Consider the following 23,735-nt stretch of genomic DNA (forward strand, 5'->3'; position numbering starts at 1 on the left):
CGACACGTGGCGGCCACGCGCGCTATCCGCGCCGTCGCGGGCCGTACCAGAACGCCAGCCGGTCGCGGCTGTGCAGGAGCCCGCGGCCATGGCGCGCCAGGGCCAGCGCCAGGCGCAGGTGTTCCCACGCGCTGAAGGTCTGCAGCTTGCGCGCCGAGGTCCACACCGTCTGGCGCAGCAGCACGAAGCGTCCCTGCCGGGCCAGCGCGCGGCTCATGGCCACGTCCTCACCGGCGAACAAACGCGCATCGAAGCCGCCGCTGGCCTCGAAGGCCGCGCGCGTGCAGAACAGGAAGCAGCCCGGCGCGATCCGCGCCCAGCGCAGCAGCGTGCCGAAGACCGCTTCGCCCAGACGCGCATGCCAGGCCACGGGGCGCTGCAGGCGCACCCGTGCGCCCCCGCCGACGGCGCCGCCATCGAGCGCCGCCAGCGCCGCGCGCAGCGCCTCGGCGTCGACGTGCGTGTCGGCATCGATGAAGCACAGGCGATCGCCGCGAGCGGCGGCCGCGCCGGCATTGCGTGCCGCGGCGATATGGCGCGCCTGGATCGACAGCACGCGCACGCCAGCCGCCAGCGCCAGCGCGGCGGTCGCATCGGTGGAACCATCGTCGACCACCACGATCTCCGCCGCCACGCCGCACGCGGCGATCGCACGCTGCAGACAGGCCAGCGTGCCCGGCAGCAGTGCGGCTTCGTCGTGGGCGGGCAGGATGCAGGACAGCATGGCCCATGCTGTCACGCGCGGATGTCAGAAGGAGGTGACCGCATCGGGTGCGGCAGGGCGCCGTCGCGGTATGGCCGTTGGCCTCCGCTTGGCGTGTCCGTGCCATGCGCCATCGCGCGCAACGGACCGCCCAAACGAAGGTGCCCGGCTTGTCGCCGGGCACCTGGATGCTTTCAGTCGTTGCCGAGCGCGACCAGCTCCCGCGCCAGGTCGGCGTGGCGGTGCTGTCGACCCATCTCGCGCATGATGCGGATGTCCTCGTGGCGCAGCGGTCGGCGCGCGATCACGCGCTGCTTGTAGGCCAGCACCTCGGGATAGGTGCGCGCCAGTTCCAGCGCCTCCTGCACCTGCTCGACCGAATCGCTTTCGTTGCTCACCGGCTCGCGGCTGGAGAACGCGTTGACCCAGCGCGACAGACCCGCCTTCTGGTCGAAGACCTGCGCGATCAGCCAGAGCACGAACAGCATCGCGACCCAGATCAGCAGCACCAGGATGATCTTGGGAAAGCTGGGGTTGTAGCTGTGTTCCCATAGGTTGTCGGCGATGATCGCAAGCGCGGTCAGCGACGCGCCCAGCCACACGATCACCGAACCGGCCAGCCATTGGCCCTTGGCGATGTCCAGCAGATGAATCTCGTGTTCGATGCCGCGGTCGGTCTTGCTCAGCCAGTGCGCGGCCTGTTCCTCCAGCGGCTTGCGGTGCAGCTCGTTGTCCGCCAGCAGCAGGTTCAGGCCCTTGAAGAGTTGGCTCATGGTTCGATCCTCGCCTTGAACAGGTGGCCGGCCCGGCGCCGCCACCTTTGTGCGCAGCATAGGCCGGTGCGCCGCGAAGTTTCCGTGAGACGAAGGTAGAAGATGAACCGGGGAGCCAGCGCCGTGAATGTTGCGTTGCGACATTCTTCACGCATGCCTAAGCCGGGCCATCCGAAAGTCGAACCCGCCTCCACCCCCACGGATGCCCCCCATGGCCAGCGAACCGGGCCGCCGCGACGACGCGGCGTGCATCATCGTCAACATCGATCGAGAGCGCGACTTCTGGAAACGCCATTACAGCGAGCTGCCGTGCCGGCAGGCCGGACTGGGCTTCGAGGCGTGCTGGCCGCTGCTGATCCGGGCCTATCACGTCTACCTGCACCATCCCAACGCGGGGCGGGAAGTCGGCGCCGTCCTGTTCGCCAACTCGCCCGAGGCGATCGACCATGGCCTGGAGCCCAGCCTGGCGGGGCGGATCTTCGCCCGGGTGATGGATCGCATCCAGCGGGCGACCACGCGCCTGCAATATCCGATGCCCGCGCACGCCTGAGCCCGGCGTTGAGAAACCTGCGTTACGCCTCACGAGCGTCAAAACGCGATTTTATGAATCATCTCAATTCTGAACTGTGACGCCTGCAATGGTGTTCTCGCGGTTTAACGAGAATTTCATCGTCACTTCGACCTAACACTTACAAGTGGGCTGCAACCCTGTTGTTCGAGGCCATTCTTCCGAGCCAAGGACACGCCGCATGCACCCCCAGCAAGCAGAACACGGACGCGCCGTCCTGATCGATATCGACCGGGAACGCGATTACTGGCGCCAGCACTACGTCAACATGCCGCGTGCCTCGCAGCACCGCTCCTTCGAGCTGTACTGGCCGGCGCTGTCCAGCGCCTACGACGTCTATCTCAATCACCCGCATACCGACCAGGACACCGGTTCGGCGCTCTATGCCAACTCCCAGGCGGTGCGTTCGCGCGGCCTGAGCCTGGAAGAGGCGCGGGCGATCTACGCCGAGGTCTGGCAGCGCATCACGCGCTGAAGCCGGCCTGATGGTGGACCTGGAGGAAGGCGCCCGTGGGGCGCCTTCTTCGTTTGCGCCTCCACGAAGGCCGTGCGCGGCCGCCGGTAGGATGGGCGCATGTCGCTGCTCCGCACGCTCATCGCCCCCGCCGCCGCGCCGGTGCGACGCTGGGTGCTCGGCGCCTTCCCGCGCGGCCAGTCGGGGATCGACTATGACCTGCCGCACGGCGATCCGGGGCTGTTCGGGCCGGACAGCGTGACCTGGCGCATCCATGGCGATTTCCCCGGCATGCTGGCCGGCGGGCTGGCCGCGCTGATGCTGCAGGCGCTGCACCCGCGCGCGCTGGCCGGGGTCTACGAGCATTCCAACTTCCGCCAGGACCTGGTCGGCCGCCTGCGCCGCACCACGGCCTTCGTGGCCGGCACCAGCTATGCCTCGACCGCCGAGGCGCAGCGGCTGATCGCCCGGGTGCGGGGGATCCATGCGCACGTGCGCGGCACGCTGGCCGACGGCACGCCCTATGCCGCCGACGATCCCGACCTGCTGACCTGGGTCCACGTCACCGAGGCGCACGGCTTCCTGCAGGGCTATCGGCGTTACTGCCGGCCGGTGCCGCCGGAGATGGCGGATCGCTACTTCGACGAGGGCCGGCGCGTGGCGCAGGCGCTGGGCGCCCGCGAGGTGCCGGCCTCGCAGGCGCAGGTGGAGGCCTACTTCGCGGCGATGCGGCCGCAGTTGCGCTTCGATGCGCGCTCGCGCGAGGTGATGGACGTGCTGGCACAGGTCCGCCTGCCGGTGCCGGTGGCCGGGCTGTCGCGGGCGGTGTTCCTCGGCGCGGGCGCGGCGCTGCTGCCGGACTGGGCACGGACGCTGCTCGAATTCGACACTGCCCGGCACGCACAGTCGGCGGCGGCTGCCGCCAGCCTGCGCGGCATGGCACCGCTGTTCCGCATCGCCCTGCCGGACGGCGCCTGCGCCCATGCCTGCGCGCGCATGGACGTGCCCGTGGCGGACATGCGGCGCTGGCCTGCGGGGGCCTGAGCCGGTCCTGTGGCGCGGGCTGTCGGCGGGCGGAGCCGCAGCGTATGCTTCGGGCGAGTCGCCGCGCGGGTTCGGGGGGCGCGGCTGGCCCCATGACCGTCCCGGGGTGGCAGGACCTCCGTCCAACAGCGGGTGCACATGGATCGTTCGGTTCCAGGCCCATCGCCGGTCAAGTCGGTCGTGCAGACCCGCACGGTGCTCGGGTTTGGCCTGCTGCTGGGCGCGGCGCTGGGGATCGGGCTGGGCTGGTGGGTGATCAGCGATCGCCAGAACCGCCTGCAGGCCGCCGAGCGCCAGAGCCAGGCCCTGGTCGTTGGCGTCGAACGCGCGATCGGCCTGGAGCTGCGCAACCTCGAGCGCGCCATGCGCGGCATCGCCGCCGACGCCACCGCGCTGCTGGCCTCCGCGCCGGACCGGGCGCCCGGGCTGATCGGGCAACTCATTGAAGGTGTGGCCTCGCGGCATCACGAGCTGGAAAGCGTCGTCATGGTCGATGCGCAGGGCCGCGCGCTGACGCCCGGCCGCGGCGATCCCAGCTTCCCGCAGTGGAAGGCCGGTGCGACCGCAGGCCCCTCGGACCGCCTGCAGCTGGGGCCGCTGCAGTGGCTGGAAGACGGCCGCCCGGTGCTGCCGCTGGCCCTGCCGATGACCGTCCAGGGCGAGGGCGGACCGCGCTGGTTGCTGGCGCGGCTGGATACCCGCGCACTGCAGGCTCTGATCGACGGCCTGGACTCCGGCCGCGACGGCGCACTCGGCGTGGTCGGCCCCAACGACCAGCTGCTGGTGCGCAGCCTGGGCGGCAAGCCCTCGCGCGAGGGCATCGGCACGCGCATCGCCGTGCCGCAGCCTGGCGAGCTGGCGCCGCAGGTCGCCGTCACCCAGCGCGTCAGCGAGGTGGACGGCCTGCGCCGGGTGGTGGCCGCGCGTGCGCTGCCCGGCTATCCCCTGCAGATCTGGGCGGGGCTCTCGACCCAGCAGGTGCTGCTGCCCTGGCATCGCTTCGTCGCCATCGCCTCGCTGCTCTACGTCCTGTACTGGGCGATGCTGGCGGTGCTGCTGCGCGTGGTGCGGCGCGCCGACCGCGACCAGCGCCACATGCTCGAACAGCTGCAGCGCAATTCCGAGCACCTGCACCTGGCCCAGCACACCGGCAAGGTGGGCGCCTGGGCGATGGAGCAGGGCGGGCGGCAGGTGGTCTGGGGCGCCGACGTCAGCCAGATGTTCGGCCTGGGCCAGGCCGAGCCGCCTTCGCTGTGGGCCTTCATCCGGCACGTGCACGTGCGCGACCGGCGCATGCTGGCGCGCCGCTTCGTCAGCGCCTGGCGCAGCCGCGGCGCCTTTTCCTGCGAGTTCCGCCTGGTCAGCCGGGACGGCGCGGAGCGCTGGGCCGTGGCGCGCGGCGGCGTGGTCGCCGGCGCGGGCGGTCACCTGCGCATGACCGGCACGCTGGTGGACATCAGCGAACGCATGGAGGCGCAGTCGCGCCTGAGCGATGCCGAGCGCCAGTTCCGCCTGATCTTCGACCGCAACCCGCTGCCGTTCTGGGTGCACGACGCGCGCACCCGGCGCTTCCTCGAGGTCAACCGGGCGGCGACGCTGCAGTACGGCTTCGGCCGCGAGGAGTTCCTGACCATGCACCTGTCGGACATCTGCCCGGCCGGGCTGCCCGGCGGCAGTGGCGTGGTGCAGGGGGTGGCCGCGGGATTCGAGGACGCGCACGTGTCCCAGCACCGGCGCAAGGACGGCTCGACCCTGCAGGCGCGCGTGTACGTCAGCGACATCCGCTTCGGCGGCCACGAGGCCAAGCTGGTGCTGTCCGAGGACATCTCCGAGCGCCTGGAGTACGAGAAGGAGCTGGCCTACCGCGCGCGCCACGACCAGACCACCGGCCTGATCAACGTGCAGACGCTCAGCGACCGCCTGGACCAGGGCCAGCATCCCGGTTATCAGGTGCTGTACCTGCAGCTGCGCGGGCTGCAGCCGATCCGCGACGCGCTGGGCCGGCAGACCGCCGACGACGTGCTGCGCACGCTGGCCGCGCGCCTGCAGCTGTGGGCCCAGCAGTTCGGCCTGGCCGCGCACCAGCCCGACGAGGACTTCGTGCTGGCGGTGCTGCATGCCGAGCGCCTGCAGGCCGCGATCGAGGCGGCGATCGAGGCCGTGCGCGAGCCGGTCGGCGACGGCGACGGCTCGATGCAGCGCCTGGAGGCGCGCTTCGGCCTGGCCGGCGACGAGGGCGGCGGCCTGCGCGCGGAGAACATCATCGACAACGCCGCGCTGGCCGCGCACGCGCTGGATTCCTCGGCGTTCGAGATCTCCCGCTACGACGGCGCGCTGGCGCGGCGCTACAGCGAACGCCTGCGCATGGCCGCGCGCCTGCGCACGGCGCTGGAGCACGGCGAGTTCGACCTGCATTTCCAGCCGATCGTGCGCACCGTCGACGGCAGCGTGGCCGCGCTGGAGGCGCTGGTGCGCTGGCCGCAGCGCGACGGTACCCAGATCGCGCCGGCCGACTTCATCCCGCTGTGCGAGGACATCGGCCTGATCGTGCCGCTGGGCAACTGGATCCTGCGCCGCGCCGCCCAGGCCCAGGCCTGGCTGCAGCGCCAGGGCTGCGACGACCTGCCGGTGGCGGTCAACGTGTCCACCCTGCAGGTGCTGCAGGCCGATCTGCCGTCCGAACTGGAACAGGCCTGCGCGCTGGCCGGCATCTCGCCGCACGCGCTGCACATGGAGCTGACCGAGAGCGTGATGATGCACCGCCCCGAGCAGGGCATGGCGGCGATGCAGCGCCTGCGCGATGCGGGCGTGTGCATCTCGCTGGACGACTTCGGCACCGGCTTCTCCTCGATGTCCTACCTGCGCCACCTGCCGCTGAGTTCGATCAAGCTCGACCGCACCTTCGTGCGCGACGTCGACCGCGATCCGCGCAACGCCAGCATCTGCAAGTCCCTGCTGATGCTCGGCCACAGCCTGGGGCTGGAGATGATCGCCGAAGGCGTGGAGCGGCCCGAGGAACTGGAATGGCTGCGGCGCCACGGCTGCGAGCAGGTGCAGGGTTTCCTGCTGGGCCGCGCACAGCCGCTGGAGCTGGCCCTGCAGCGCGTGCAGGGCGTCGCGCTGGGCTGAACGCCTGCGAAGGGCGCGCGATCAGCGCGACAGCTGCGGATCGGGGGGTGTCTGGACGGGCGTGGCCAGCTGATGCTGCTCGTGCAGCTGGCGCAGGCGCTCGCGCGATTGCGCGGCGGGGATCGCCACGGCCTGCTCGGTGCGCATGTGCGCCCGCAGCTGGGCCGGATCGCCCAGCGCGCCCTGGACGACGAAGACCAGCTCGCCCTGGCCGACCTGCGCATTGCGCTCGGACAGCACGACGTGATCGATACGGCTCAGTCCCTGCTCGCTGGCCAGCACCGCCAGGCTGGCGCTCAGGCGCTCGCTGTTGGCGTCGAAGGGCCGGCCCAGGTCGGCTTCCAGGCGCCGCACGCCGGCTTCTGCCTGCTGGGATAGGGCTTCCGGGCTGGCGGCGGGGGCGGGATGCGGCGTGTTCATGGCGGGCGCCTCGGGGGAAACGGACGGCGGGCATGCTAGGTCCTGTGCGCCGCATGCGTCGAGGCGGGCACGCTGGGCGTGTTCAGTTGCCACTGCGCTTGCGTCTCACGGATTGAGACCCGCCTGCGGCAGGCTGCCTGGTGTGAACGTCACCGAGAAACTCGCGATCCTGGCCGATGCGGCCAAATACGACGCCTCCTGCGCCTCCTCGGGCGCGGACAAGCGCCATTCGCTGGGCACCGGTGGCATCGGCAGCACCGAGGGCATGGGCATCTGCCACTCCTACACGCCCGACGGGCGCTGCGTGTCGCTGCTGAAGATTCTGCTGACCAACTTTTGCGTGTTCGACTGCGCCTACTGCGTCAATCGCGTCACCAGCAACGTGCGCCGGGCGCGCTTCACGCCGGACGAGGTGGTGCGGCTGACGCTGGATTTCTACAAGCGCAACTACATCGAGGGGCTGTTCCTCTCCAGCGGCATCATCCGCAACAGCGACTACACGATGGAGCAGCTGGTGGAGGTGGCGCGCAGCCTGCGCCAGGACCACAAGTTCGCCGGCTATATCCATCTGAAGACCATCCCCGATGCCGCGCCGGAGCTGCTGGCCGCGGCCGGGCGCTATGCGGACCGGCTCAGCATCAATGTCGAGCTGCCTACGGAAGGCGGCCTGGCGCAGCTGGCGCCGGAGAAGAAGCCCGGCGGCATCCGGGCCGCGATGGGCGAGCTGCGCTGGCGGATCGAGGAGAACAAGGAGCAGCGCCGCGAGGAAAAGAAACTGCGCGCCAAGCCGCCGCGCTTCGCCCCGGCCGGGCAGAGCACGCAGATGATCGTCGGCGCCGATGGCGCGGACGATCGCGCCATCCTGCAGACCAGCACCAACCTCTACGGCAACTACCGGCTGCGGCGCGTGTACTACTCGGCCTTCAGCCCGATCCCCGACGCGTCCAGCAAGCTGCCGCTGCAGCCGCCGCCGCTGCAGCGCGAGCATCGGCTTTACCAGGCCGACTGGCTGCTGCGCTTCTACAACTTCTCGGTGGACGAGATCGCGCCGACCGACGCCGCCAGCGGCATGCTCGACCTGGACATCGATCCCAAGCTGGCCTGGGCCCTGCGCCACCCCGAGCGCTTCCCGGTGGATGTGAACACCGCGCCGCGCGAACTGCTGCTGCGCGTGCCCGGCCTGGGCACGCGCAATGTCGAGCGGATCATCGCCTCGCGGCGCTTCCGCCGGCTGCGAGTGGAAGACCTGACCCGGCTGCGCCTGCCGATGAAGAAGCTGCTGCCCTTCGTGCAGGTGCTGGACCACCATCCGCGCGCGGCGCTGGACGACACGGCGAAGCTGCGCGGCATGCTGGCGCCGAAGCCGCGGCAGATGGGGCTGTTTTGAGGGCCTGCGCTGGAGTGCTGGGTCAGTGAGCGCGCTTTGCCCATCCACTTCGACTCGACGGGGCGCCGCGCCTCGGCTCGGTCCGCCATCTCCGGTGGACTCGCTACCGCACACCATCGTGACGTGCGCCCCGCAGCGCCCGACCCGGTCGAGACCGCACAGCGAATGGATCAGGACTTCTTCCAACACGAAGTCGAAGAGCTCGACGCGCGCGGCAGCGGGCCGGCGGGCCGTGGCCGCGCCTAGCGCGGCAGGACGCCGAGCGCCCGAGTCAGGGCAGGATGCCCTGATCGAGGGAAAAGCGGCCACGGCCCGCCGGATCGCTGCCCCTCCGAAGCCCGAACGCGCACGCCCCGCCACCCCGCGTGCGGGAGATGCACCCACGCTGATGCATCCGCGCGTGGATCCCTTCGCCCAGATCAGCGTGAGCGCAAGAGATTCCTCGCGCAAAGCACGTGCCTTGCCCCAAGGCAGCAGCAGTGCTGCTCAGCGGATAGGCTGAGATGTTCAGCGCACGCGTGGAGCCAGCATGGAGCCTCGAGGCCTGGCGCATAGCAGCCCGAGCGGCTTGGTGCGCGAACGTGACCCCGGACCAGGTGGATTGGGAAGGCGGCGCCCAGGGCGGCCTGCTGGCGACGCCCGAAGTGACCACCCTGCCGGCCCAGCGCGAAGCGCCGCGGGTCTCCTCCGACTTCCTGGCGCTGGCCGGCGCCGTGCTCTGCCATCGCGATCCGCATCGGCATGGGCTGCTGTACCGCCTGCTGTGGCGGATGGGACAGGGCGAGCGCGGCCTGCTCGCGCATGCGACCGACGCGGACGTGCATCGCGCCGGCGTGCTGGCCAAGGCGGTGCGGCGCGACAGCCACAAGATGAAGGCCTTCGTGCGCTTCCGCGAAGTGCCCGGAGAGGCCAACGCCTTCGTGGCCTGGTTCGAGCCCGAGCATCACATCGTCGACCGCGTCGCCCCGTTCTTCGCGCGGCGCTTCGCCGGCATGCGCTGGGCGATCCTCACCCCGTACCGCAGCGCGCACTGGGACGGCGATGCCCTGGCCTTCGGCCCCGGCGGCGTGCGCGCCGATGCCCCTGCCGACGATGCGCGCGAGGCGCTGTGGCGCACCTACTACGCCAACATCTTCAACCCCGCACGGCTCAACCCGACCATGATGCGTTCGGAGATGCCGCAGAAGTACTGGAAGCATCTGCCCGAGGCCGCGCTGCTGCCCGAACTGCTGCAGTCCGCCGGCGCGCGCGTGCGCGAGATGGCCGAGCGCATGCCCGAGGCGCCGCGCCGTCGCATTCCCGAGGCCGCACCCGAACCGGTCCTGCGTGCCGACGACTCGCTGGACGCGGTGCGCGCCGCCGCCGCCGCGTGCCGCCGCTGCGAACTGTGGCAGCCGGCCACGCGCACCGTGTTCGGCGAGGGCCCGCCCGATGCGCGCATCGTGCTGGTTGGCGAGCAGCCCGGCGACGAAGAGGACCTCAGCGGCCGGCCCTTCGTCGGCCCGGCCGGCAGGCTGCTCGATCGCGTCCTGGCCGAGCTGGGCATCGACCGCGGCGCGCTGTATCTGACCAATGCCGTCAAACATTTCCGGTTCGAACAGCGCGGCAAGCGCCGCCTGCACCGCAACCCGACCTCATCGCAGGTGGCCGCCTGCCGCCCCTGGCTGCAGCAGGAGCTCGCACGCCTGGATCCGCAGGCGATCGTCTGCCTGGGCGCGAACGCCGCACGCGCGGTGCTGGGCGGCGACTTCCAGCTGATGGCCCAGCGCGGCCAGTGGCGCGTCATGGCCGACGGCGCGCGTGCGCTGGCCACCGTGCATCCGTCCTGGGTGCTGCGTCAGCCCGACGCCGACGCGCGCGCGCAGGCACTGGACGTGTTGCGCGGCGATCTGGCCCAGCTTCGCCCGCTGCTGGAAGCCGCGTAAGCGCTGGCGCGGCGCTAGGCGGCCGGGGCGTCGCCGTGGATGTGCTGCCAGACCTCGGCGATGATCCGTTCGGCCTGGGCGCGGCCGAGCTGTTCGTGCGCGGGCAGCAGTGCGTAGCGCCGATGGATGTCCGGCCACAGCGCGTGCAGGCGCTCGTGCGGGTGCAGCAGATAGCTGTCGTAGGCGAACTTCAGCGTCGGCTCGGCCTGGGCGAAGCCGCCGCGCCCGGTCTGCTGGTAGTGCTCGCGCCACCAGCGCAGCTCGTGCTGGATATCCACCACGATGGCGCGCGCGCCCGGCTCGGTCGGTGGCGTGGAGACGGACATGCGGCCCTCCTTTGGCGTCGATGTCGGACGACATCGCACTTTAGGAGCGGCGGCGGTGAAGCAGCCGTCAAGCGCGGGCCAGCTCCAGCGCGCCGGGCGCGGCGCCCACCTGCTCGCGTACCCGGTTCATGTCGCGCACCGGGCGCAGCTCGATGCAGCCGTAGGCGGCCCAGGGGAACTTCCGCGCGATCGCCTCGGCCGCCGCCATGTCCGGCGCCTCGATCAGGTTGAAGCCGGCCAGCAGCTCCTTGGTCTCGGCGAAGGGCCCGTCGGTCACGCGCGTCTGGCCGCCGCGCACGCGCAGCGAACGCGCGGTCTGTGCGCCCTCCAGCTGCTGCGAGGCCAGCAGCACGCCCTGCCGCTGCAGCGCGTCGGCGTGTTCGAAGCAGCCGCGCATCAGGCGGTCGAACTCGGCCTGCGGCATGGCCTGCATCAGCGCGGGATCGACGTGGATCAGCATGAGGAACTGCATGTCAGGCTCCTGGGCGAGGGCGTGCGCGCATGATGCCGCAGGTGCGCCGGTCGCGTCCGCAGCGCTGGCCTGGCGGTAATCGCGAATTCTTTTCGCGCCGCGATGTCGATCCGGCACGCGCTGGTGCGTCGTTCCATCACAGCGTGGGCCTTGCGGCCTGCGTATCCACCAAGAGGAGCGATGCGATGAAAGTGATGGTGATCGTCAAGGCCGATGCGGATTCGGAGGGCGGGGTCATGCCCTCCACCGAGCTGCTCGCCGCCATGGGCCGCTACAACGAGGAGCTGGTCAACGCCGGGATCATGCTGGCCGGCGAGGGCCTGCATCCGTCCAGCCGCGGCGCGCGGGTGCGGTTCGACGGCAAGGCGCGCGAGGTGATCGACGGCCCGTTCGCGGCCAGTGGCGAGCTGATCGCCGGCTTCTGGCTGTGGCAGGTGCGCTCGCTGGACGAGGCCATCGAGTGGCTCAAGCGCGCGCCGTTCGACGGCGGGGCCGAGGTCGAGGTGCGTCCGCTGTTCGAGATGGAGGACTTCGGCCAGGCCATGACGCCGGAACTGCGCGAGCAGGAAGCCCGGCTGCGCGAACGCACCGCCGGACAGTCCTGATTCCCCCTCCCAAGGAGCAAGCCCATGAACGTAGCCCCGTACCTGTTCTTCAACGGCAACTGCCGCGATGCGATGCGCTTCTATGCCCAGACCCTGGGTGGCGCGGTGGTGGCGATGGCCACCGTCGGCGAGGCGCCGCCGGACGCCAGGATGCCCGGCATGCCCGACGAGGCGGTGATGCACGCGATGGTGATCGCCGGCGGCGTCACGCTGATGGCTTCCGACGCCTGCCCGCCGCAGGACTACACGCCGCCGCACGGCATGACCGTGAGCCTGCAGCTGGACGATGTGGCCCAGGCCGAACGCCTGTACGCGGCCCTGGCCGAGGGCGCGCAGATCCAGCTGCCGCTGGCGCCGACCTTCTGGTCGCCGGGCTTTGCCATGCTCACCGACCGCTTCGGCACGCCGTGGATGCTCAACGTGGTCGTCCCTGCACCGGGCTGTGAGGTCTGAGCCCGGTTCCAACCCGATACGTCCCAGTCCAATGCGAAGGAGACCGACATGGCCTATGTCGATGGTTTCGTGGTTCCCGTTCCCACCGCCAGGCTGGCCGCCTACCGCGCGATGGCGCGGATGGGCAGCAAGGTCTGGATGGACCATGGCGCGCTGCAGTACGTCGAATGCATTGCCGACGACGTCAAACCCGGCAAGCACACCTCGTTCCCGCAGGCGGTCAGGCTCAAGCCGGACGAGGTCGTGGTGTTCGCCTATATCGTGTTCAGATCGCGCGCGCATCGCGATCAGGTCAACAAGCGCGCGATGGACGATCCACGCCTCAAGCGGTGGGGGCCGGAGAATCTGCCCTTCGACGGCAAGCGCATGTTCTGGGGCGGGTTCAAGACGCTCGTGCAGCGCTAGGCGCGTGGCGGCGTCGCGGGCATGGTCGGGACGCGTAGGGGAGCGCCGCGGCGCGTCCCTGCACCGATGCGCGCCGCGTCGCGCCAGGTCGGCGCATGCACCGCGCCGGCGCGGTTGCGCACGCCGCTGGCCGGTGGTCTGATCGCCGACCATGGCCGCCGACCTCCACCGCACCATCGACACGCTGTGGCGCATGGAAGCCCCCAAGGTGCTGGCGGTGCTGACGCGCATGCTGCGCGATATCGACCAGGCCGAGGAACTGGCGCAGGACGCGCTGGTCGCCGCGCTCGAGCACTGGCCGCGCGAAGGCCTGCCGGACAACCCGGCGGCCTGGTGGATGGCCACCGCCAAGCGCCGCGCCATCGACCGTCTGCGCCAGCGGCAGCTGCACCGGCGCAAGCACGCCGACATCGCTTTGAACTGGAGGGCCAGGTCGTGGCGGGGCCTGACAGCACCGCGCAGCTGGACGACGCCATCGGCGACGACCTGCTGCGCCTGATGTTCATCGCCTGCCATCCGGTGCTGCCGGCCGACTCGCGCGTGGTGTTGACCCTGCGCCTGCTGGGCGGGCTGAGCACCGCCGAGATCGCACGCGCCTTCCTGCAGCCCGAGCCGACGGTGGCCCAGCGCATCGTGCGCGCCAAGCGCACGCTGGCCGCGCAGCAGGTGGCCTTCGAGGCGCCGGCGCGCGAAGACCTGCCCGAGCGTGTGGACGCGGTGCTGGACGTGCTCTACCTGATCTTCAACGAGGGCTATTCGGCCAGTGCGGGGGAGGACTGGATGCGGCCGGCGCTGTGCACCGAGGCGCTGCGCCTGGGGCGGATGCTGGCCGGGCTGATGCCGCGTGCGCCGGAGGTCTTCGGCCTACTGGCGCTGATGGAACTGCAGGCCTCGCGCACCGCCGCGCGCGCTCTGGCGGACGGCACGCCGGTGCTGCTGGAGGCGCAGGACCGCGCGCGCTGGGACCGGCTGCAGATCGCGCGCGGGCTGCAGGCGCTGGAGCGCGCCGTGCGGCTGGGCGGCGCCGACGCGCCATACACGCTGCAGGCGGCGATCGCGGCCTGCCATGCGCGCGCGCTGCGCAGCCAGGACACCGACTGGCCGCGCATCGCCGCGCTGTATGCGCGCTTGGCGCAGGTCTCGCCGTCGCCGGTGATCGAGCTCAATCGCGCCGTCGCCCTGGGCCGCGCCGCCGGTGCGCAGGCCGGCCTGGCGCTGGCCGACACACTCATCCACGAGGCCGCGCTGCGCGAGTACCCCGCGCTGCCGGCGGTGCGCGGCGATCTGCTCGAACGGCTCGGCCGCCTCGACGAGGCGCGCGCCTGCTTCGAGCAGGCCGCCGCACTGACCCGCAACGCGCGCGAGGCAGAGCAGATGCGCGCCCGCGCCGCGGCCTGTGCGTCTTCGGCCTGACCGTGCGGCCGTTGCGGCCTTGGTGGATCGATCGCGGCGCGGCGCAGGATCCGACAGCGGGTGCGTGCGGAGCGTCGGGATTCGCCGAAGCGGCTTCCTTCTTTCGCTCAGTCTGCTTCGACCAGCGGCGGCAGCCGCCGCGGCACGGGGGTGGATTTCACGATCGCGGTACTGGTTTCCGCGCGCTCGGTGACCTTGGCCAAGATGCCGTCCAGGTGCTGGATCGTGCGCAGGTAGAGCCGGCAGATGAAGCAGTCATCGCCCGTCACCTTGTCGCATTCGACGAACTCGGGAATGCGCTGCAGCAGCTCCTCCACCAGGTGCAGCTGACCCGGTAGCGGCTTGACCCGCACGATCGCCTGCAAGGTGTAGCCCAGCGCGCGCGGATCGAGTTCGACCGCGAACCCGGCGATCACGCCCTGGTGCTGCAGCCGGCGTACCCGCTCGGCGGTGGCCGGCGCCGACAGGCCGATCTGACGGGCCAGTTCGCTGTTCGGCATGCGCGCGTCCTGGGCCAGTGCCGCGAGGATCGCGCGGTCGATGGCGTCCAGCGTGGCGACGCTGGGGGTTGGAAGGTGCTTTGCCATAACGGCCTTTCTTCCGAAAGAAGAATCAAGTTCTGGCGTAATTTTTAGCATGTATTCGAGCTGACCGGGTTCCTAAAATTTCAGCCGTTCGCAACGCTTGATAGGGACTCCCGGCAATGGCCTCCAACGAAATTCGCCGTGGCGCGGCCGAGATGGTCGTGGCCATGCTCATGTCCGGCACGATCGGTTGGCTGGTCGTGTCCTCGCAGCAGTCGCCGATCAATGTGGTGTTCTTCCGCTGCCTGTTCGGCGCGGCCACCCTGATCATCGTCTGCGCCGCGCTGGGCCTGTTGCGGCGCAAGGCGTTCTCGCCGCGGATGCTGGCGCTGGTCCTGTTCGGCGGGCTGGCGATCGTGGGCAACTGGCTGCTGCTGTTCGCGGCCTACGGGCGCGCCTCGATCTCGATGGCCACCGCGGTCTACAACACGCAGCCGTTCATGCTGGTCGGCCTCGGCGCGATCGTGTTCCGCGAGCGCATCAGCGCCTCGACCCTGGCGTGGCTGGCGCTGGCGTTCGTCGGACTGGTGGGCGTGGTGCGCGTGCCGCCGGCCGTCCTCGCGGTGCCCGGCGAGTATCTGCACGGAATCGCGCTGGCGCTCGGTGCCGCGTTCCTCTACGCGGTGTCCTCGATCGTCACCAAGCACCTGAAAGGCACGCCGCCGCACCTGCTCGCGCTACTGCAGCTGGGCGTCGGCATCGTCTTGCTGGCACCGTTCGCGCAGTTCGATGCCTTGCCTTCCAGCCCGCGCCAGTGGCTCGATCTGGTCGTGCTCGGGGTGGTGAACACGGGTGTGATGTACGTGCTGCTGTACGGCGCCATCCAGAAGCTGCCCGTCGCGATGACCGGCGCGCTGTCGTTCGTCTATCCGGTGGTGGCGATCGCGGTCGACCGGATCGCGTTCGGCCAGTCGCTGGCCTGGACGCAGGTGCTCGGCGCGCTGCTGATCCTGCTGGCGGCGGCCGGGGTGAACTTCGGCTGGCGCCTGCTGCCGCGGCGGCGCAGTGCGCACCTGGCCCCAAGCGAGCCGGGCGCCAGCGAACGCTAGCCATCGCTCGCCACGACGATGAGGCAACGCCGGCGCGTTCAAGCGCGCACGCGTCGATCCGCCGCGGCGCGCCCTTGATGGCACCCGCGTCGAACGCAAGAGGCCCCTCGCCAACCTGATGCCCGGACACAGCGTCGCGCCGGCCTGCATTGCCCGATCACGAGGCTTGCCGCAGGCTACGCCGCCGCCCGCACGCGCGGCGCGTCGTTCCATCCATGCAACACAGGAGCCACCATGACCTCGGCCATCTCGGTTAAGGGGCTGACCAAGACCTATGACGGCGGCTTCCAGGCGCTCAAGGGCGTCGACCTGGAGATCCGCAAGGGCGAGATCTTCGCGCTGCTCGGCCCCAACGGCGCCGGCAAGACCACGCTGATCAGCATCCTGTGCGGCATCGTCCGTCCGGGCGAGGGCACGGTGCAGATCGAGGGCCACGACGTGGTGCGCGACTACCGCACCGTGCGCAAGCTGGTCGGACTGGTGCCGCAGGAACTGGCGACCGAGGCCTTCGAGACCGTCTGGGCCGCGGTGCGCTTCTCGCGCGGGCTGTTCGGCAAGCCGGCCGATCCGGCGCTGCTGGAGCGCGTGCTGCGCGATCTGTCGCTGTGGGACAAGCGCGATGCCAAGATCATGGCGCTGTCCGGCGGCATGAAGCGCCGCGTGCTGATCGCCAAGGCCCTGGCGCACGAGCCGCGCGTGCTGTTCCTCGACGAACCTACCGCCGGTGTGGACGTGGAGCTGCGCCACGACATGTGGGAGCTGGTGCGCGCCCTGCGCGATCGCGGCACCACCGTGGTGCTGACCACGCATTACATCGAGGAGGCCGAGGAGATGGCCGACCGCATCGGCGTGATCACCGGCGGCCGGCTGGTGTTGGTGGAGGACAAGGCCACGCTGATGCACAAGCTCGGCAAGAAGCAGCTGGCCCTGACCCTGCAGCAGCCGCTGGAGGCCGTGCCGGCCGCCCTGGCCGACCTGCCGCTGGAGCTGCAGGCCGGCGGCACCCAGCTGGTCTACACCTTCGACGTGCAGGCCGAGGAGACCGGCATCGCCGCGCTGCTCAAGCGCCTGGGCGAGCAGGGCATCGACTTCAAGGACCTGCATTCCTCGCAGTCCTCGCTGGAGGAGATCTTCGTCAACCTGGTGCGGGAGGCGCGCGCATGAATCTTGGCCTGAACTTGCACGCGGTGCTGGCGATCTACCGCTTCGAGATGGCGCGCACCTTCCGCACCATCACCCAGTCGATCGCCTCGCCGGTGCTGTCGACCTCGCTGTACTTCGTGGTGTTCGGCGCGGCGATCGGCTCGCGCATGGGGTCGGTGGAAGGCGTGAGCTACGGCGCCTTCATCATCCCCGGCCTGATCATGCTCTCGCTGCTCAACGAGAGCATTTCCAACGCCTCCTTCGGCATCTACATGCCCAAGTGGTCCGGGACGATCTACGAACTGCTCTCCGCGCCGGTCTCGTTCGTGGAGGTGGTGCTGGGCTACGTGGGCGCGGCGGCGAGCAAGTCGCTGATGCTGGGTCTGCTGATCCTGGTGACCGCGCGGCTGTTCGTGCCCTACGAGATCCAGCACCCGGTGTGGATGGTGGCCTTCCTGCTGCTGACGGCGCTGACCTTCTCGCTGTTCGGCTTCATCATCGGGCTGTGGGCCGACGACTTCCAGAAGCTGCAGGTGATCCCGCTGATGGTGGTCACCCCGCTGACCTTCCTGGGCGGGGCGTTCTATTCGGTGTCGATGCTGCCGCCGGTGTGGCAGAAGATCACCCTGTTCAACCCGGTCGTGTACCTGATCAGCGGCTTCCGCTGGAGCTTCTTCGGCCTGGCCGACGTGGACGTCGGCGTCAGCCTGGCGGCGATCTGCGGCTTTCTGGTGCTGTGCCTGGTGGCGGTGTGGGCGATGTTCCGCACCGGCTGGAAGATCAAGACCTGACGCATCGCCCCGTCCGGATCAGCAGACAGTGCATGTCGGTCTGGTAAGTTCACCGTCATGCACTCGATCGAAATCGTCCTGGCCATGCTGCTGGCCGTGGCCGCCAGTGGTTTCCTGGTCCGCGTCCTGCCGTTCTCGCTGCCGCTGCCGCTGGTGCAGATCGGGCTGGGCGCGGTCATTTCGATGTTCAACCACGGCGTGGAGCTGGACCCGGAGCTGTTCTTCCTGCTGTTCCTGCCGCCGCTGCTGTTCCTGGACGGCTGGCGCATCCCCAAGCAGGGGCTGTTCCGCGACCGCACGGTGATCCTGGAGCTGGCCCTGGGGCTGGTGGTGTTCACCGTGGTCGGGGCGGGCTTCCTGATCCACTGGATGATCCCGGCGATGCCGGTGGCGGTGGCCTTCGCCCTGGCGGCGATCCTCTCGCCCACCGACCCGGTGGCGCTGTCGGCGATCTCCTCGCGCGTGCCCATCCCCAAGCGCCTGATGCACATCCTGGAAGGCGAATCGCTGCTCAACGACGCCTCGGGCCTGGTGTGCTTCCAGTTCGCGGTGGCCGCCGCGCTGACCGGCGCCTTCTCGCTGGCCGACGCCTCGCTGACCTTCCTGTGGGTGGCGCTGGCCGGCCTGGGCTGCGGCATCGGCGTGACCTGGGCGATCAACGTGCTGCAGCGCTGGATCATGCGCCACTTCGGCGAGGAGGCCGGCTCGTCGATCCTGGTCAGCCTGCTGACCCCGTTCGCCGCCTACGTGGTGGCCGAGGCGGTCAGCGCCTCGGGCATCCTGGCGGCGGTCTCGGCCGGCATCACCATGAGCTATGTCGAGCTCTCCGGCCGCGCCGCGGCCAGCGTGCGCATCCAGCGCACGGCGGTGTGGGACATGGTGCAGTTCACCCTCAACGGCATCGTCTTCACCCTGCTCGGCGAGCAGCTGCCGGGCATCGTGCGCAACGCCATCCGCAGTATCGACGAGACCGGCCACCTGCAGCCGTGGTGGCTGGCCATCTACGTGGCCGCCATCAGCCTGGGCCTGATCCTGCTGCGCCTGATCTGGGTGTGGGTGTCGCTGGGCCTAAACCTCCTGCGCGACCGCGCGCGCGGCGTGGAGCGGACCAGCCCCAACTGGCGGATCATCGTGGCGACCTCGCTGGCCGGCGTGCGCGGCGCCATCACCCTGGCCGGCGTGCTGACCCTGCCGCTGGCGATGGGCGACGGTTCGCCGTTCCCGGCGCGCGACCTGGCGATCTTCCTGGCCGCCGCGGTGATCCTGGTCTCGCTGCTGATCGCCTCGGTGGCGCTGCCGCCCCTGCTGAAGAACCTGCAGCTGCCCGAGGAGCAGGAAGACCAGCAGGAAGAGGACCTGGCGCGCAAGGCCGCCGCCCGCGCGGCGCTGGTGGCGGTGGAGAGCGAGCGCCAGCGGCTGGTGGCCTCGGCCGAGGCGGTCGAGGACCAGGAGCTCTACGGCGCCTGCGCCGAGCGCGTCAGCCAGCTCTACCAGCGCCACGTCGACCGCCTGGGCGGCGAGGCCGACATCGCCCCGGCGCAGGCGCGCCGGATCGAACAGGTCGAACGACAGATGCGCCAGGCCGGCCTGCGCGCCGAGCGCGCCGAACTGTTCCGCCTGGCGCGCGAACGCAAGATCTCCGAAGAAGTCTCGCGCAAGCTCGTCCGCAACCTGGACCTGCTCGAAACCCGCCAGCGCTGAGCCGGCGCGGCGCGCTGCGGCGCATGTTGCCGGCCGCACCGCGTCCCTGCTAGCTTCGCCTCGCCCGCGACGGGCCCAGGGGAAAGGACATGAAGCACACAGGGATGCGGCTGGCGGCCGCGTTATTGACTTGGCTGTCGATGTGGCCCGCGCTGGCGCAGGTGGATGTGGACGCGTTCCTCAAGCGCGACCGCTACGAGCAGATCAAGATTTCGCCCAGTGGCGAGTTTTATGCGGTGACCATGCCGCTGGAGGATCGGACGGGTCTGGTGATCGTCCGCCGCAGCGATCGTAAGCCGACCGCAAAGGTGGTGGCCGGCGAGAACTCGCGCGTCGGCGGCTTCTGGTGGGTCAACGACACCCGTGTGGTCGTGGCCATGGACCGCCAGTTCGGCAGTCGCGCCCAGCCATATCCGACTGGCGAGCTGCACGCGATCAATGCAGATGGTAGCGGCGGAGCCCTGATTGCCAGTCCCTTTGCCATCGACGTCGCCACGGGGCGCGATCCGTTCCGGTCGGACGCGAAGAACGCGGTCTTCATGTTCGGCACGGTGCCTGGCGACGATCACAAGGTGCTCGTCGCGTCGTCTCCGCTTTCGCAGAGCGACCCGGTCACGCGTGTGGAGCTCCTGGATGTCTACAACCGGCACCGGGCCGTGATCGCCACCGCGCCTGTCCGCAATGCCAGCTTCACGACCGATGCGCAGGGGCAGGTGCGTTTCGCGCAGGGTGCGGGGGCTGACAACGTCAACAAGCTCTATTACCGGGACGGTCGCGGTCAGGAGTGGAGGCTCATCGACGATGAGGCTCAGAGCCGCCTCGTCGTGCGGGCGCTTGGCTTTGCGGAGGATGGACGCACTGCCTATCTGCAGACCGAGCATCCGCAGGGTCCGGACAGCATCGTGGCCTGGAATGTGGAGACCGGCGCGCGCACGGAACTGATGCGCGACCCGGTGGTCGACCCGGATAGCCTGATCTGGTCGCCCGACGGTCGCCGACCGATCGGCGCGCGCTTCACCCGCGAGCGGACCCTCAGCCGCTACTTCCGGGACGATGACCCGGCCGCACGCGTGCAGCGTTCACTGGAAAAGGCATTCCCGGGCGAGGCGGTGGCGGTGACCTCGGCGACCCGCGACGGCCGACGTGCGGTCGTGCGGACCTGGGGCGGCACCAACAGCGGTGATTTTTATCTGTACGACACCGAGACCAAGCAGGCCGAAGGCATCTACAGCCTGCGGACATAGTTCGATCCTGCAAAGCTGTCGGCGTCGCGCGAGATCAGTTTTGATGCCCGCGACGGCCTGACGCTGCATGGCTACCTGACCTTGCCGGTTTCAAGCGACGGTAAGGCGCTGCCGCTGATCGTCAACCCGCATGGCGGGCCATTCGGTCTCTACGACGGCCCGGATTTCGACGATGACAGCCAGTTGCTGGCGCAGGCGGGTTATGCGGTGCTGCGGATCAATTTCCGCGGCTCGGGGCACTACGGCCGGGCGTTCGAGCAGGCAGGCGCCCGCCAGTGGGGACGGGCGATGCAGGACGACCTCACCGACGCAACCCGTTGGGCGATCGACCAAGGCATCGCCGATCCTTCGAAGATCTGCATCTACGGGGCGAGCTACGGCGGCTATGCGGCTTTGATGGGCGTGGCGCGGGAGCCGACCCTGTATCGCTGCGCGGTAGGCTATGTCGGGGTCTACGACCTGCCGCGCATGATCAGCGACGACAGTGACGGTGCGGCATCCACACAGACCTGGCTCAAGGACTGGGTTGGCGACAAGGATGCCCTGGCGGAAGTCTCACCGGTGAACCTGGCCGACCGCATCAAGGTGCCGGTGTTCCTGGCGTCGGGCGGCAAGGACACGCGCGCGCCCCCGGTCCACACCGAGCGCATGGAAAAGGCGTTGAAGCGCGCCGGTGTTCCGGTCGAGACGCTGTACTACGACGATGAGGGCCACGGCTACTTCGCCGATGACCACCGGCGCGAGTATTACCGCCGGCTGCTGGCGTTCCTGGCCCCGCATCTGGGCGGGCAGCTCGCAAAGTGACGACGACGGCGGCGCGGCAGGGCGCCGCCGCCGGCCTGGATCAAGCCGCCTCGGTCTTGAAGTACGGCTCGACCTTGCCCTTGATCTTCAGCGTCATCGGCTGGCCGCGGCGATCCAGCGACTTGCCCACCTGCACGCGGATCCAGCCCTCGGACACGCTGTACTCCTCCACGTTGTCGCGCTCGACGCCGTTGAAGCGCACGCCGACGCCGCGGTCCAGCGCGGCCTGATCGTGGAAGCGGCTGGACGGATCGACGGCCAGGCGGTCGGGAGGGGTCTCGGACATGGTGGGACGGTCACTGCGGGCAACGAGGGCGCACAGGATAATGGCCGCCCCGGCCGCGCGCATCCCGTGCGAGGGCCGGCCCCTTTCCCGCACATCGAGTTCCGCCATGCCCGACAACACCGCCGACTACGAAGACGACGCCGATCGTCTGGACCTGGACGAGGCCGACACGCCCGAGGCGCTGGCCTGGAATCTGCTGGTGCTGATCAACCCGGGCGACGAGGACACCGCCCTGCGCCAGTTCGACCTGCTGCGCGAGCGCCTGGCCGCCGGCGACGACCAGCCCTTGCCCTGGCTGCTGCGCGACATCGTGGACTGGACCTCGGGCTTCTTCGTCGGCCCGGACGACATCGACGCCACGATGGAGGCGCTCGACGAGCTGGCCGCGCGCTACGGCCTGCCGATCGAGTGGGGCGGCGACCGCGACGACGAGGACTTCATGGAGGGGCTGGACGTGCCGCAGCTGCTGTCCATCGCCTACGACAGCCTGCGCCCGCACGGCTACACGCTGTGGTGCTGGAACGCCGATGCCGACGGCTACGGCGGCTGGATGGCGCTGCGCCGCGACGACGAGGCCATGCGCGCGCTGAGCCAGCTGCTGGGCTTCGACCTGCGCCTGGCCAGCGAGGCCGGCTGAGCGCGGCGCACGGGAGCAAGCCGGATTTCCGCTTCGACCACTTGGGCGGGAGGCGGGCGACCTTCATCCGGGCCGCTGATCGGCCCCGCGCCGCCCGAGCACGCCCCCCCCCTGCGAAGGCCGGTGCGCGCCCGACAGCGCTACGGCGCCAGCCCGCGTCCCTGCGCCTTGGCCCGCGCGATCACCGCGCGCACCTGGGCGCGGTCGCGGTGGCGCGAGATCGCCACCGCGCCCAGCGCCAGGGCCAGCGCGCGGGTGTCCGCGTCGATGTCGTAGTGCGCGCCGCTGGTCTTGTCCTGGAAGCTGCGGCGCGGCATGCCTAGCCGCGCGGCGAAGGCGTGCAGTTCGTCCAGCGAGTCGGCCATCAGGTGCGCCCAGCGGCGGCCGCGCCAGGGCCAGACCGCATCGTCCACGTACACGCTCATGGGCACAGCATAGCCGGGCGTGGGAATCGCCGGCGCCGGCTTGGCTGCGGCGGCGCGCGGCATGGCAGGATGGCGCCCTCGTCCCGCCTGGCGCGCCCGCGATGCCCCGTCTCCGTCCCGAACCGCTGCTCGGCCTGGTCCTGCTGGGCCTGGCCGCGCCCGTGCTGGCGCAGGTCTCGCAGGCGCGTTTCGATCAGCTCGATGCCGACCACGACGGGGTGGTGAACCTGGCCGAATACGACGCCGGCGCCCGCGCCTCCTTCGCCGCCCTGGACCTGGACCACGACGGCTTCATCACCCTGGACGAGATGCGCGCCTCGATCGACCCCAACACCGGCGGCATCGGCCGCGAAGGCACGGCCCGCGCGCGGATCGAGGCGATGGACAAGAACTACGACAAGCTGATCAGCGAGGCCGAGTTCGTTGATTACGCCGAACAGGCCATGGCCCAGTACGACCGCGACGGCGACGGGCGCCTGACGCGGTGGGACTTCAGCTGGCGCTGACGCGCCGCGCTCAGGCGGCCTGCGCCAGCTGCGCCTCGGCGCCGCCGCGATGCAGCGGGTCGGGCAGCGGCTGACCGGCCTCGGTGAAGGCCAGCGAGACCGAATTGAGGCAGTGGCGCTCGTAGGTCGGCGGCGGCCCGTCGGGGAAGACATGGCCCAGGTGGCTGCCGCAGCGCGCGCAGGTGATCTCGGTGCGGATCATCCCGTAGCTGGTGTCGCGGATGGTCTTGACGTGGGCCGGATCGAACGGCTTGAAGAAGCTGGGCCAGCCGGTGCCGGAGTCGAACTTGGCGCTGGAGGCGAACAGCGGCAGCCCGCACAGCCGGCAGGTGTAGACGCCCTCGAGCTTGTTGTCCAGGAAGGCGCCGCAGAACGGCGCCTCGGTGCCGTGCTGGAGCAGGACGTGGCGCTCCTCCTCGCTCAGCCCGGCGATCAGTTCGGCGCGCTGAAGGGTGTCGGGGGGCGTCAGGTCGAAGTCGGACATGGCG

At 70.3% G+C, this 23,735-nt stretch carries 26 protein-coding genes and 1 pseudogene; 18 read left to right on the top strand and 9 right to left on the bottom strand.

The window, feature by feature from the left end; genetic code table 11:
- Nucleotides 1-22: 22 nt before the first annotated feature.
- Nucleotides 23-724, bottom strand: coding sequence for a glycosyltransferase (locus EAT51_RS05990; RefSeq protein ID WP_130561408.1), 702 nt, complete (start codon nt 722-724; stop codon nt 23-25).
- 173 nt (nt 725-897) lie between these two features.
- Nucleotides 898-1,476, bottom strand: coding sequence for a hypothetical protein (locus EAT51_RS05995; protein ID WP_130515013.1), 579 nt, complete (start codon nt 1,474-1,476; stop codon nt 898-900).
- A 211-nt stretch (nt 1,477-1,687) separates the two neighbouring features.
- Between EAT51_RS05995 and EAT51_RS06000 the strand changes: the two genes are divergently transcribed.
- From EAT51_RS06000 to EAT51_RS06015, 4 genes are all read left to right on the top strand, one after another.
- Entirely contained in the window at nt 1,688-2,026 is a 339-nt protein-coding gene (locus EAT51_RS06000) for a hypothetical protein (protein WP_130530405.1), read from the top strand.
- A 199-nt stretch (nt 2,027-2,225) separates the two neighbouring features.
- Nucleotides 2,226-2,519, top strand: coding sequence for a hypothetical protein (locus EAT51_RS06005; RefSeq protein ID WP_130515017.1), 294 nt, complete (start codon nt 2,226-2,228; stop codon nt 2,517-2,519).
- A 99-nt stretch (nt 2,520-2,618) separates the two neighbouring features.
- Nucleotides 2,619-3,542, top strand: a complete 924-nt coding sequence (locus EAT51_RS06010) for an oxygenase MpaB family protein (protein WP_130523831.1) — start codon at nt 2,619-2,621, stop codon at nt 3,540-3,542.
- Nucleotides 3,543-3,680: 138 nt separating this feature from the next.
- Nucleotides 3,681-6,671, top strand: a complete 2,991-nt coding sequence (locus EAT51_RS06015; RefSeq protein ID WP_130561409.1) for a bifunctional diguanylate cyclase/phosphodiesterase — start codon at nt 3,681-3,683, stop codon at nt 6,669-6,671.
- Between the two features lie 21 nt (nt 6,672-6,692).
- On the opposite strand, the gene EAT51_RS06020 is transcribed toward EAT51_RS06015, so the two are convergent.
- Complete coding sequence (locus tag EAT51_RS06020) at nt 6,693-7,091, bottom strand: XVIPCD domain-containing protein (RefSeq protein ID WP_130530413.1); 399 nt, start codon at nt 7,089-7,091, stop codon at nt 6,693-6,695.
- 142 nt (nt 7,092-7,233) lie between these two features.
- On the opposite strand from EAT51_RS06020, the gene EAT51_RS06025 reads away from it, so the two are divergent.
- Together EAT51_RS06025 and EAT51_RS06030 are read left to right on the top strand one after the other, a co-directional pair.
- Nucleotides 7,234-8,478 (top strand): putative DNA modification/repair radical SAM protein, encoded by a 1,245-nt coding sequence (locus tag EAT51_RS06025; RefSeq protein WP_130515025.1) that lies wholly within the window; start codon nt 7,234-7,236, stop codon nt 8,476-8,478.
- A 503-nt stretch (nt 8,479-8,981) separates the two neighbouring features.
- Nucleotides 8,982-10,403, top strand: a complete 1,422-nt coding sequence (locus tag EAT51_RS06030) for a UdgX family uracil-DNA binding protein (RefSeq protein WP_130515027.1) — start codon at nt 8,982-8,984, stop codon at nt 10,401-10,403.
- A gap of 14 nt (nt 10,404-10,417) precedes the next feature.
- On the opposite strand, the gene EAT51_RS06035 is transcribed toward EAT51_RS06030, so the two are convergent.
- On the bottom strand, nt 10,418-10,729 hold the full coding sequence (locus EAT51_RS06035) for a hypothetical protein (protein WP_130515029.1): 312 nt from the start codon (nt 10,727-10,729) through the stop codon (nt 10,418-10,420).
- Nucleotides 10,730-10,796: 67 nt separating this feature from the next.
- Entirely contained in the window at nt 10,797-11,201 is a 405-nt protein-coding gene (locus EAT51_RS06040; RefSeq protein ID WP_130515031.1) for a YciI family protein, read from the bottom strand.
- Nucleotides 11,202-11,386: 185 nt separating this feature from the next.
- Between EAT51_RS06040 and EAT51_RS06045 the strand changes: the two genes are divergently transcribed.
- From EAT51_RS06045 to EAT51_RS06060, 4 genes and pseudogenes are all read left to right on the top strand, one after another.
- Entirely contained in the window at nt 11,387-11,806 is a 420-nt protein-coding gene (locus EAT51_RS06045; RefSeq protein ID WP_130515033.1) for a YciI family protein, read from the top strand.
- A 24-nt stretch (nt 11,807-11,830) separates the two neighbouring features.
- Nucleotides 11,831-12,259, top strand: a complete 429-nt coding sequence (locus EAT51_RS06050) for a VOC family protein (protein WP_130515035.1) — start codon at nt 11,831-11,833, stop codon at nt 12,257-12,259.
- Nucleotides 12,260-12,307: 48 nt separating this feature from the next.
- The gene (locus tag EAT51_RS06055) at nt 12,308-12,664 is read left to right on the top strand and encodes a DUF1428 domain-containing protein (RefSeq protein ID WP_130515037.1); all 357 of its coding nucleotides are present in this window, start codon (nt 12,308-12,310) and stop codon (nt 12,662-12,664) included.
- A 151-nt stretch (nt 12,665-12,815) separates the two neighbouring features.
- Nucleotides 12,816-14,077, top strand: a pseudogene (locus tag EAT51_RS06060) (RNA polymerase sigma factor).
- A 107-nt stretch (nt 14,078-14,184) separates the two neighbouring features.
- Here the strand turns inward: EAT51_RS06060 and EAT51_RS06065 are convergent.
- Complete coding sequence (locus EAT51_RS06065) at nt 14,185-14,664, bottom strand: Lrp/AsnC family transcriptional regulator (RefSeq protein ID WP_130515039.1); 480 nt, start codon at nt 14,662-14,664, stop codon at nt 14,185-14,187.
- Nucleotides 14,665-14,780: 116 nt separating this feature from the next.
- Between EAT51_RS06065 and EAT51_RS06070 the strand changes: the two genes are divergently transcribed.
- The 6 genes from EAT51_RS06070 (at nt 14,781) to EAT51_RS20850 (ending at nt 21,393) form a co-directional block, all read left to right on the top strand.
- Complete coding sequence (locus EAT51_RS06070) at nt 14,781-15,710, top strand: DMT family transporter (protein ID WP_130515041.1); 930 nt, start codon at nt 14,781-14,783, stop codon at nt 15,708-15,710.
- A gap of 234 nt (nt 15,711-15,944) precedes the next feature.
- A complete protein-coding gene (locus EAT51_RS06075) occupies nt 15,945-16,874 on the top strand; it encodes an ABC transporter ATP-binding protein (protein ID WP_130515043.1) in 930 nt (309 codons plus the stop codon).
- Between the two features lie 8 nt (nt 16,875-16,882).
- The gene (locus EAT51_RS06080; protein ID WP_130516158.1) at nt 16,883-17,644 is read left to right on the top strand and encodes an ABC transporter permease; all 762 of its coding nucleotides are present in this window, start codon (nt 16,883-16,885) and stop codon (nt 17,642-17,644) included.
- A gap of 57 nt (nt 17,645-17,701) precedes the next feature.
- On the top strand, nt 17,702-19,345 hold the full coding sequence (locus tag EAT51_RS06085; protein ID WP_130515045.1) for a Na+/H+ antiporter: 1,644 nt from the start codon (nt 17,702-17,704) through the stop codon (nt 19,343-19,345).
- Between the two features lie 89 nt (nt 19,346-19,434).
- On the top strand, nt 19,435-20,589 hold the full coding sequence (locus tag EAT51_RS20845; protein WP_323052884.1) for a hypothetical protein: 1,155 nt from the start codon (nt 19,435-19,437) through the stop codon (nt 20,587-20,589).
- A 33-nt stretch (nt 20,590-20,622) separates the two neighbouring features.
- Nucleotides 20,623-21,393: an alpha/beta hydrolase family protein gene (locus tag EAT51_RS20850; RefSeq protein WP_425479875.1), complete on the top strand. Its 771-nt coding sequence runs from the start codon at nt 20,623-20,625 to the stop codon at nt 21,391-21,393.
- 40 nt (nt 21,394-21,433) lie between these two features.
- Here the strand turns inward: EAT51_RS20850 and EAT51_RS06095 are convergent, their stop codons facing one another.
- Complete coding sequence (locus tag EAT51_RS06095; RefSeq protein ID WP_130515047.1) at nt 21,434-21,679, bottom strand: DUF3297 family protein; 246 nt, start codon at nt 21,677-21,679, stop codon at nt 21,434-21,436.
- 106 nt (nt 21,680-21,785) lie between these two features.
- Between EAT51_RS06095 and EAT51_RS06100 the strand changes: the two genes are divergently transcribed.
- Nucleotides 21,786-22,316 (top strand): DUF6630 family protein, encoded by a 531-nt coding sequence (locus EAT51_RS06100; RefSeq protein WP_130515049.1) that lies wholly within the window; start codon nt 21,786-21,788, stop codon nt 22,314-22,316.
- 140 nt (nt 22,317-22,456) lie between these two features.
- Here the strand turns inward: EAT51_RS06100 and EAT51_RS06105 are convergent, their stop codons facing one another.
- Nucleotides 22,457-22,741, bottom strand: a complete 285-nt coding sequence (locus EAT51_RS06105; RefSeq protein WP_130516160.1) for a DUF4031 domain-containing protein — start codon at nt 22,739-22,741, stop codon at nt 22,457-22,459.
- A 101-nt stretch (nt 22,742-22,842) separates the two neighbouring features.
- Between EAT51_RS06105 and EAT51_RS06110 the strand changes: the two genes are divergently transcribed.
- Complete coding sequence (locus EAT51_RS06110; RefSeq protein WP_130515051.1) at nt 22,843-23,247, top strand: EF-hand domain-containing protein; 405 nt, start codon at nt 22,843-22,845, stop codon at nt 23,245-23,247.
- Nucleotides 23,248-23,257: 10 nt separating this feature from the next.
- Here the strand turns inward: EAT51_RS06110 and msrB are convergent, their stop codons facing one another.
- A complete protein-coding gene (msrB, locus tag EAT51_RS06115; protein WP_130515053.1) occupies nt 23,258-23,731 on the bottom strand; it encodes a peptide-methionine (R)-S-oxide reductase MsrB in 474 nt (157 codons plus the stop codon).
- Nucleotides 23,732-23,735: the final 4 nt, after the last annotated feature.

Source organism: Pseudoxanthomonas winnipegensis, from assembly GCF_004283755.1.
Classification (GTDB): domain Bacteria; phylum Pseudomonadota; class Gammaproteobacteria; order Xanthomonadales; family Xanthomonadaceae; genus Pseudoxanthomonas_A; species Pseudoxanthomonas_A winnipegensis.

Excerpts from the sequence above, each read along its gene's own strand:
- EAT51_RS05990 (WP_130561408.1), bottom strand. The coding sequence starts at position 724 with ATGCTGTCCTGCATCCTGCCCGCCCACGACGAAGCCGCACTGCTGCCG.
- EAT51_RS05995 (WP_130515013.1), bottom strand. The coding sequence starts at position 1,476 with ATGAGCCAACTCTTCAAGGGCCTGAACCTGCTGCTGGCGGACAACGAG.
- EAT51_RS06000 (WP_130530405.1), top strand. The coding sequence starts at position 1,688 with ATGGCCAGCGAACCGGGCCGCCGCGACGACGCGGCGTGCATCATCGTC.
- EAT51_RS06005 (WP_130515017.1), top strand. The coding sequence starts at position 2,226 with ATGCACCCCCAGCAAGCAGAACACGGACGCGCCGTCCTGATCGATATC.
- EAT51_RS06010 (WP_130523831.1), top strand. The coding sequence starts at position 2,619 with ATGTCGCTGCTCCGCACGCTCATCGCCCCCGCCGCCGCGCCGGTGCGA.
- EAT51_RS06015 (WP_130561409.1), top strand. The coding sequence starts at position 3,681 with ATGGATCGTTCGGTTCCAGGCCCATCGCCGGTCAAGTCGGTCGTGCAG.
- EAT51_RS06020 (WP_130530413.1), bottom strand. The coding sequence starts at position 7,091 with ATGAACACGCCGCATCCCGCCCCCGCCGCCAGCCCGGAAGCCCTATCC.
- EAT51_RS06030 (WP_130515027.1), top strand. The coding sequence starts at position 8,982 with ATGTTCAGCGCACGCGTGGAGCCAGCATGGAGCCTCGAGGCCTGGCGC.
- EAT51_RS06035 (WP_130515029.1), bottom strand. The coding sequence starts at position 10,729 with ATGTCCGTCTCCACGCCACCGACCGAGCCGGGCGCGCGCGCCATCGTG.
- EAT51_RS06040 (WP_130515031.1), bottom strand. The coding sequence starts at position 11,201 with ATGCAGTTCCTCATGCTGATCCACGTCGATCCCGCGCTGATGCAGGCC.
- EAT51_RS06045 (WP_130515033.1), top strand. The coding sequence starts at position 11,387 with ATGAAAGTGATGGTGATCGTCAAGGCCGATGCGGATTCGGAGGGCGGG.
- EAT51_RS06050 (WP_130515035.1), top strand. The coding sequence starts at position 11,831 with ATGAACGTAGCCCCGTACCTGTTCTTCAACGGCAACTGCCGCGATGCG.
- EAT51_RS06055 (WP_130515037.1), top strand. The coding sequence starts at position 12,308 with ATGGCCTATGTCGATGGTTTCGTGGTTCCCGTTCCCACCGCCAGGCTG.
- EAT51_RS06065 (WP_130515039.1), bottom strand. The coding sequence starts at position 14,664 with ATGGCAAAGCACCTTCCAACCCCCAGCGTCGCCACGCTGGACGCCATC.
- EAT51_RS06070 (WP_130515041.1), top strand. The coding sequence starts at position 14,781 with ATGGCCTCCAACGAAATTCGCCGTGGCGCGGCCGAGATGGTCGTGGCC.
- EAT51_RS06075 (WP_130515043.1), top strand. The coding sequence starts at position 15,945 with ATGACCTCGGCCATCTCGGTTAAGGGGCTGACCAAGACCTATGACGGC.
- EAT51_RS06085 (WP_130515045.1), top strand. The coding sequence starts at position 17,702 with ATGCACTCGATCGAAATCGTCCTGGCCATGCTGCTGGCCGTGGCCGCC.
- EAT51_RS20845 (WP_323052884.1), top strand. The coding sequence starts at position 19,435 with ATGAAGCACACAGGGATGCGGCTGGCGGCCGCGTTATTGACTTGGCTG.
- EAT51_RS06095 (WP_130515047.1), bottom strand. The coding sequence starts at position 21,679 with ATGTCCGAGACCCCTCCCGACCGCCTGGCCGTCGATCCGTCCAGCCGC.
- EAT51_RS06100 (WP_130515049.1), top strand. The coding sequence starts at position 21,786 with ATGCCCGACAACACCGCCGACTACGAAGACGACGCCGATCGTCTGGAC.
- EAT51_RS06105 (WP_130516160.1), bottom strand. The coding sequence starts at position 22,741 with ATGAGCGTGTACGTGGACGATGCGGTCTGGCCCTGGCGCGGCCGCCGC.
- EAT51_RS06110 (WP_130515051.1), top strand. The coding sequence starts at position 22,843 with ATGCCCCGTCTCCGTCCCGAACCGCTGCTCGGCCTGGTCCTGCTGGGC.
- msrB (WP_130515053.1), bottom strand. The coding sequence starts at position 23,731 with ATGTCCGACTTCGACCTGACGCCCCCCGACACCCTTCAGCGCGCCGAA.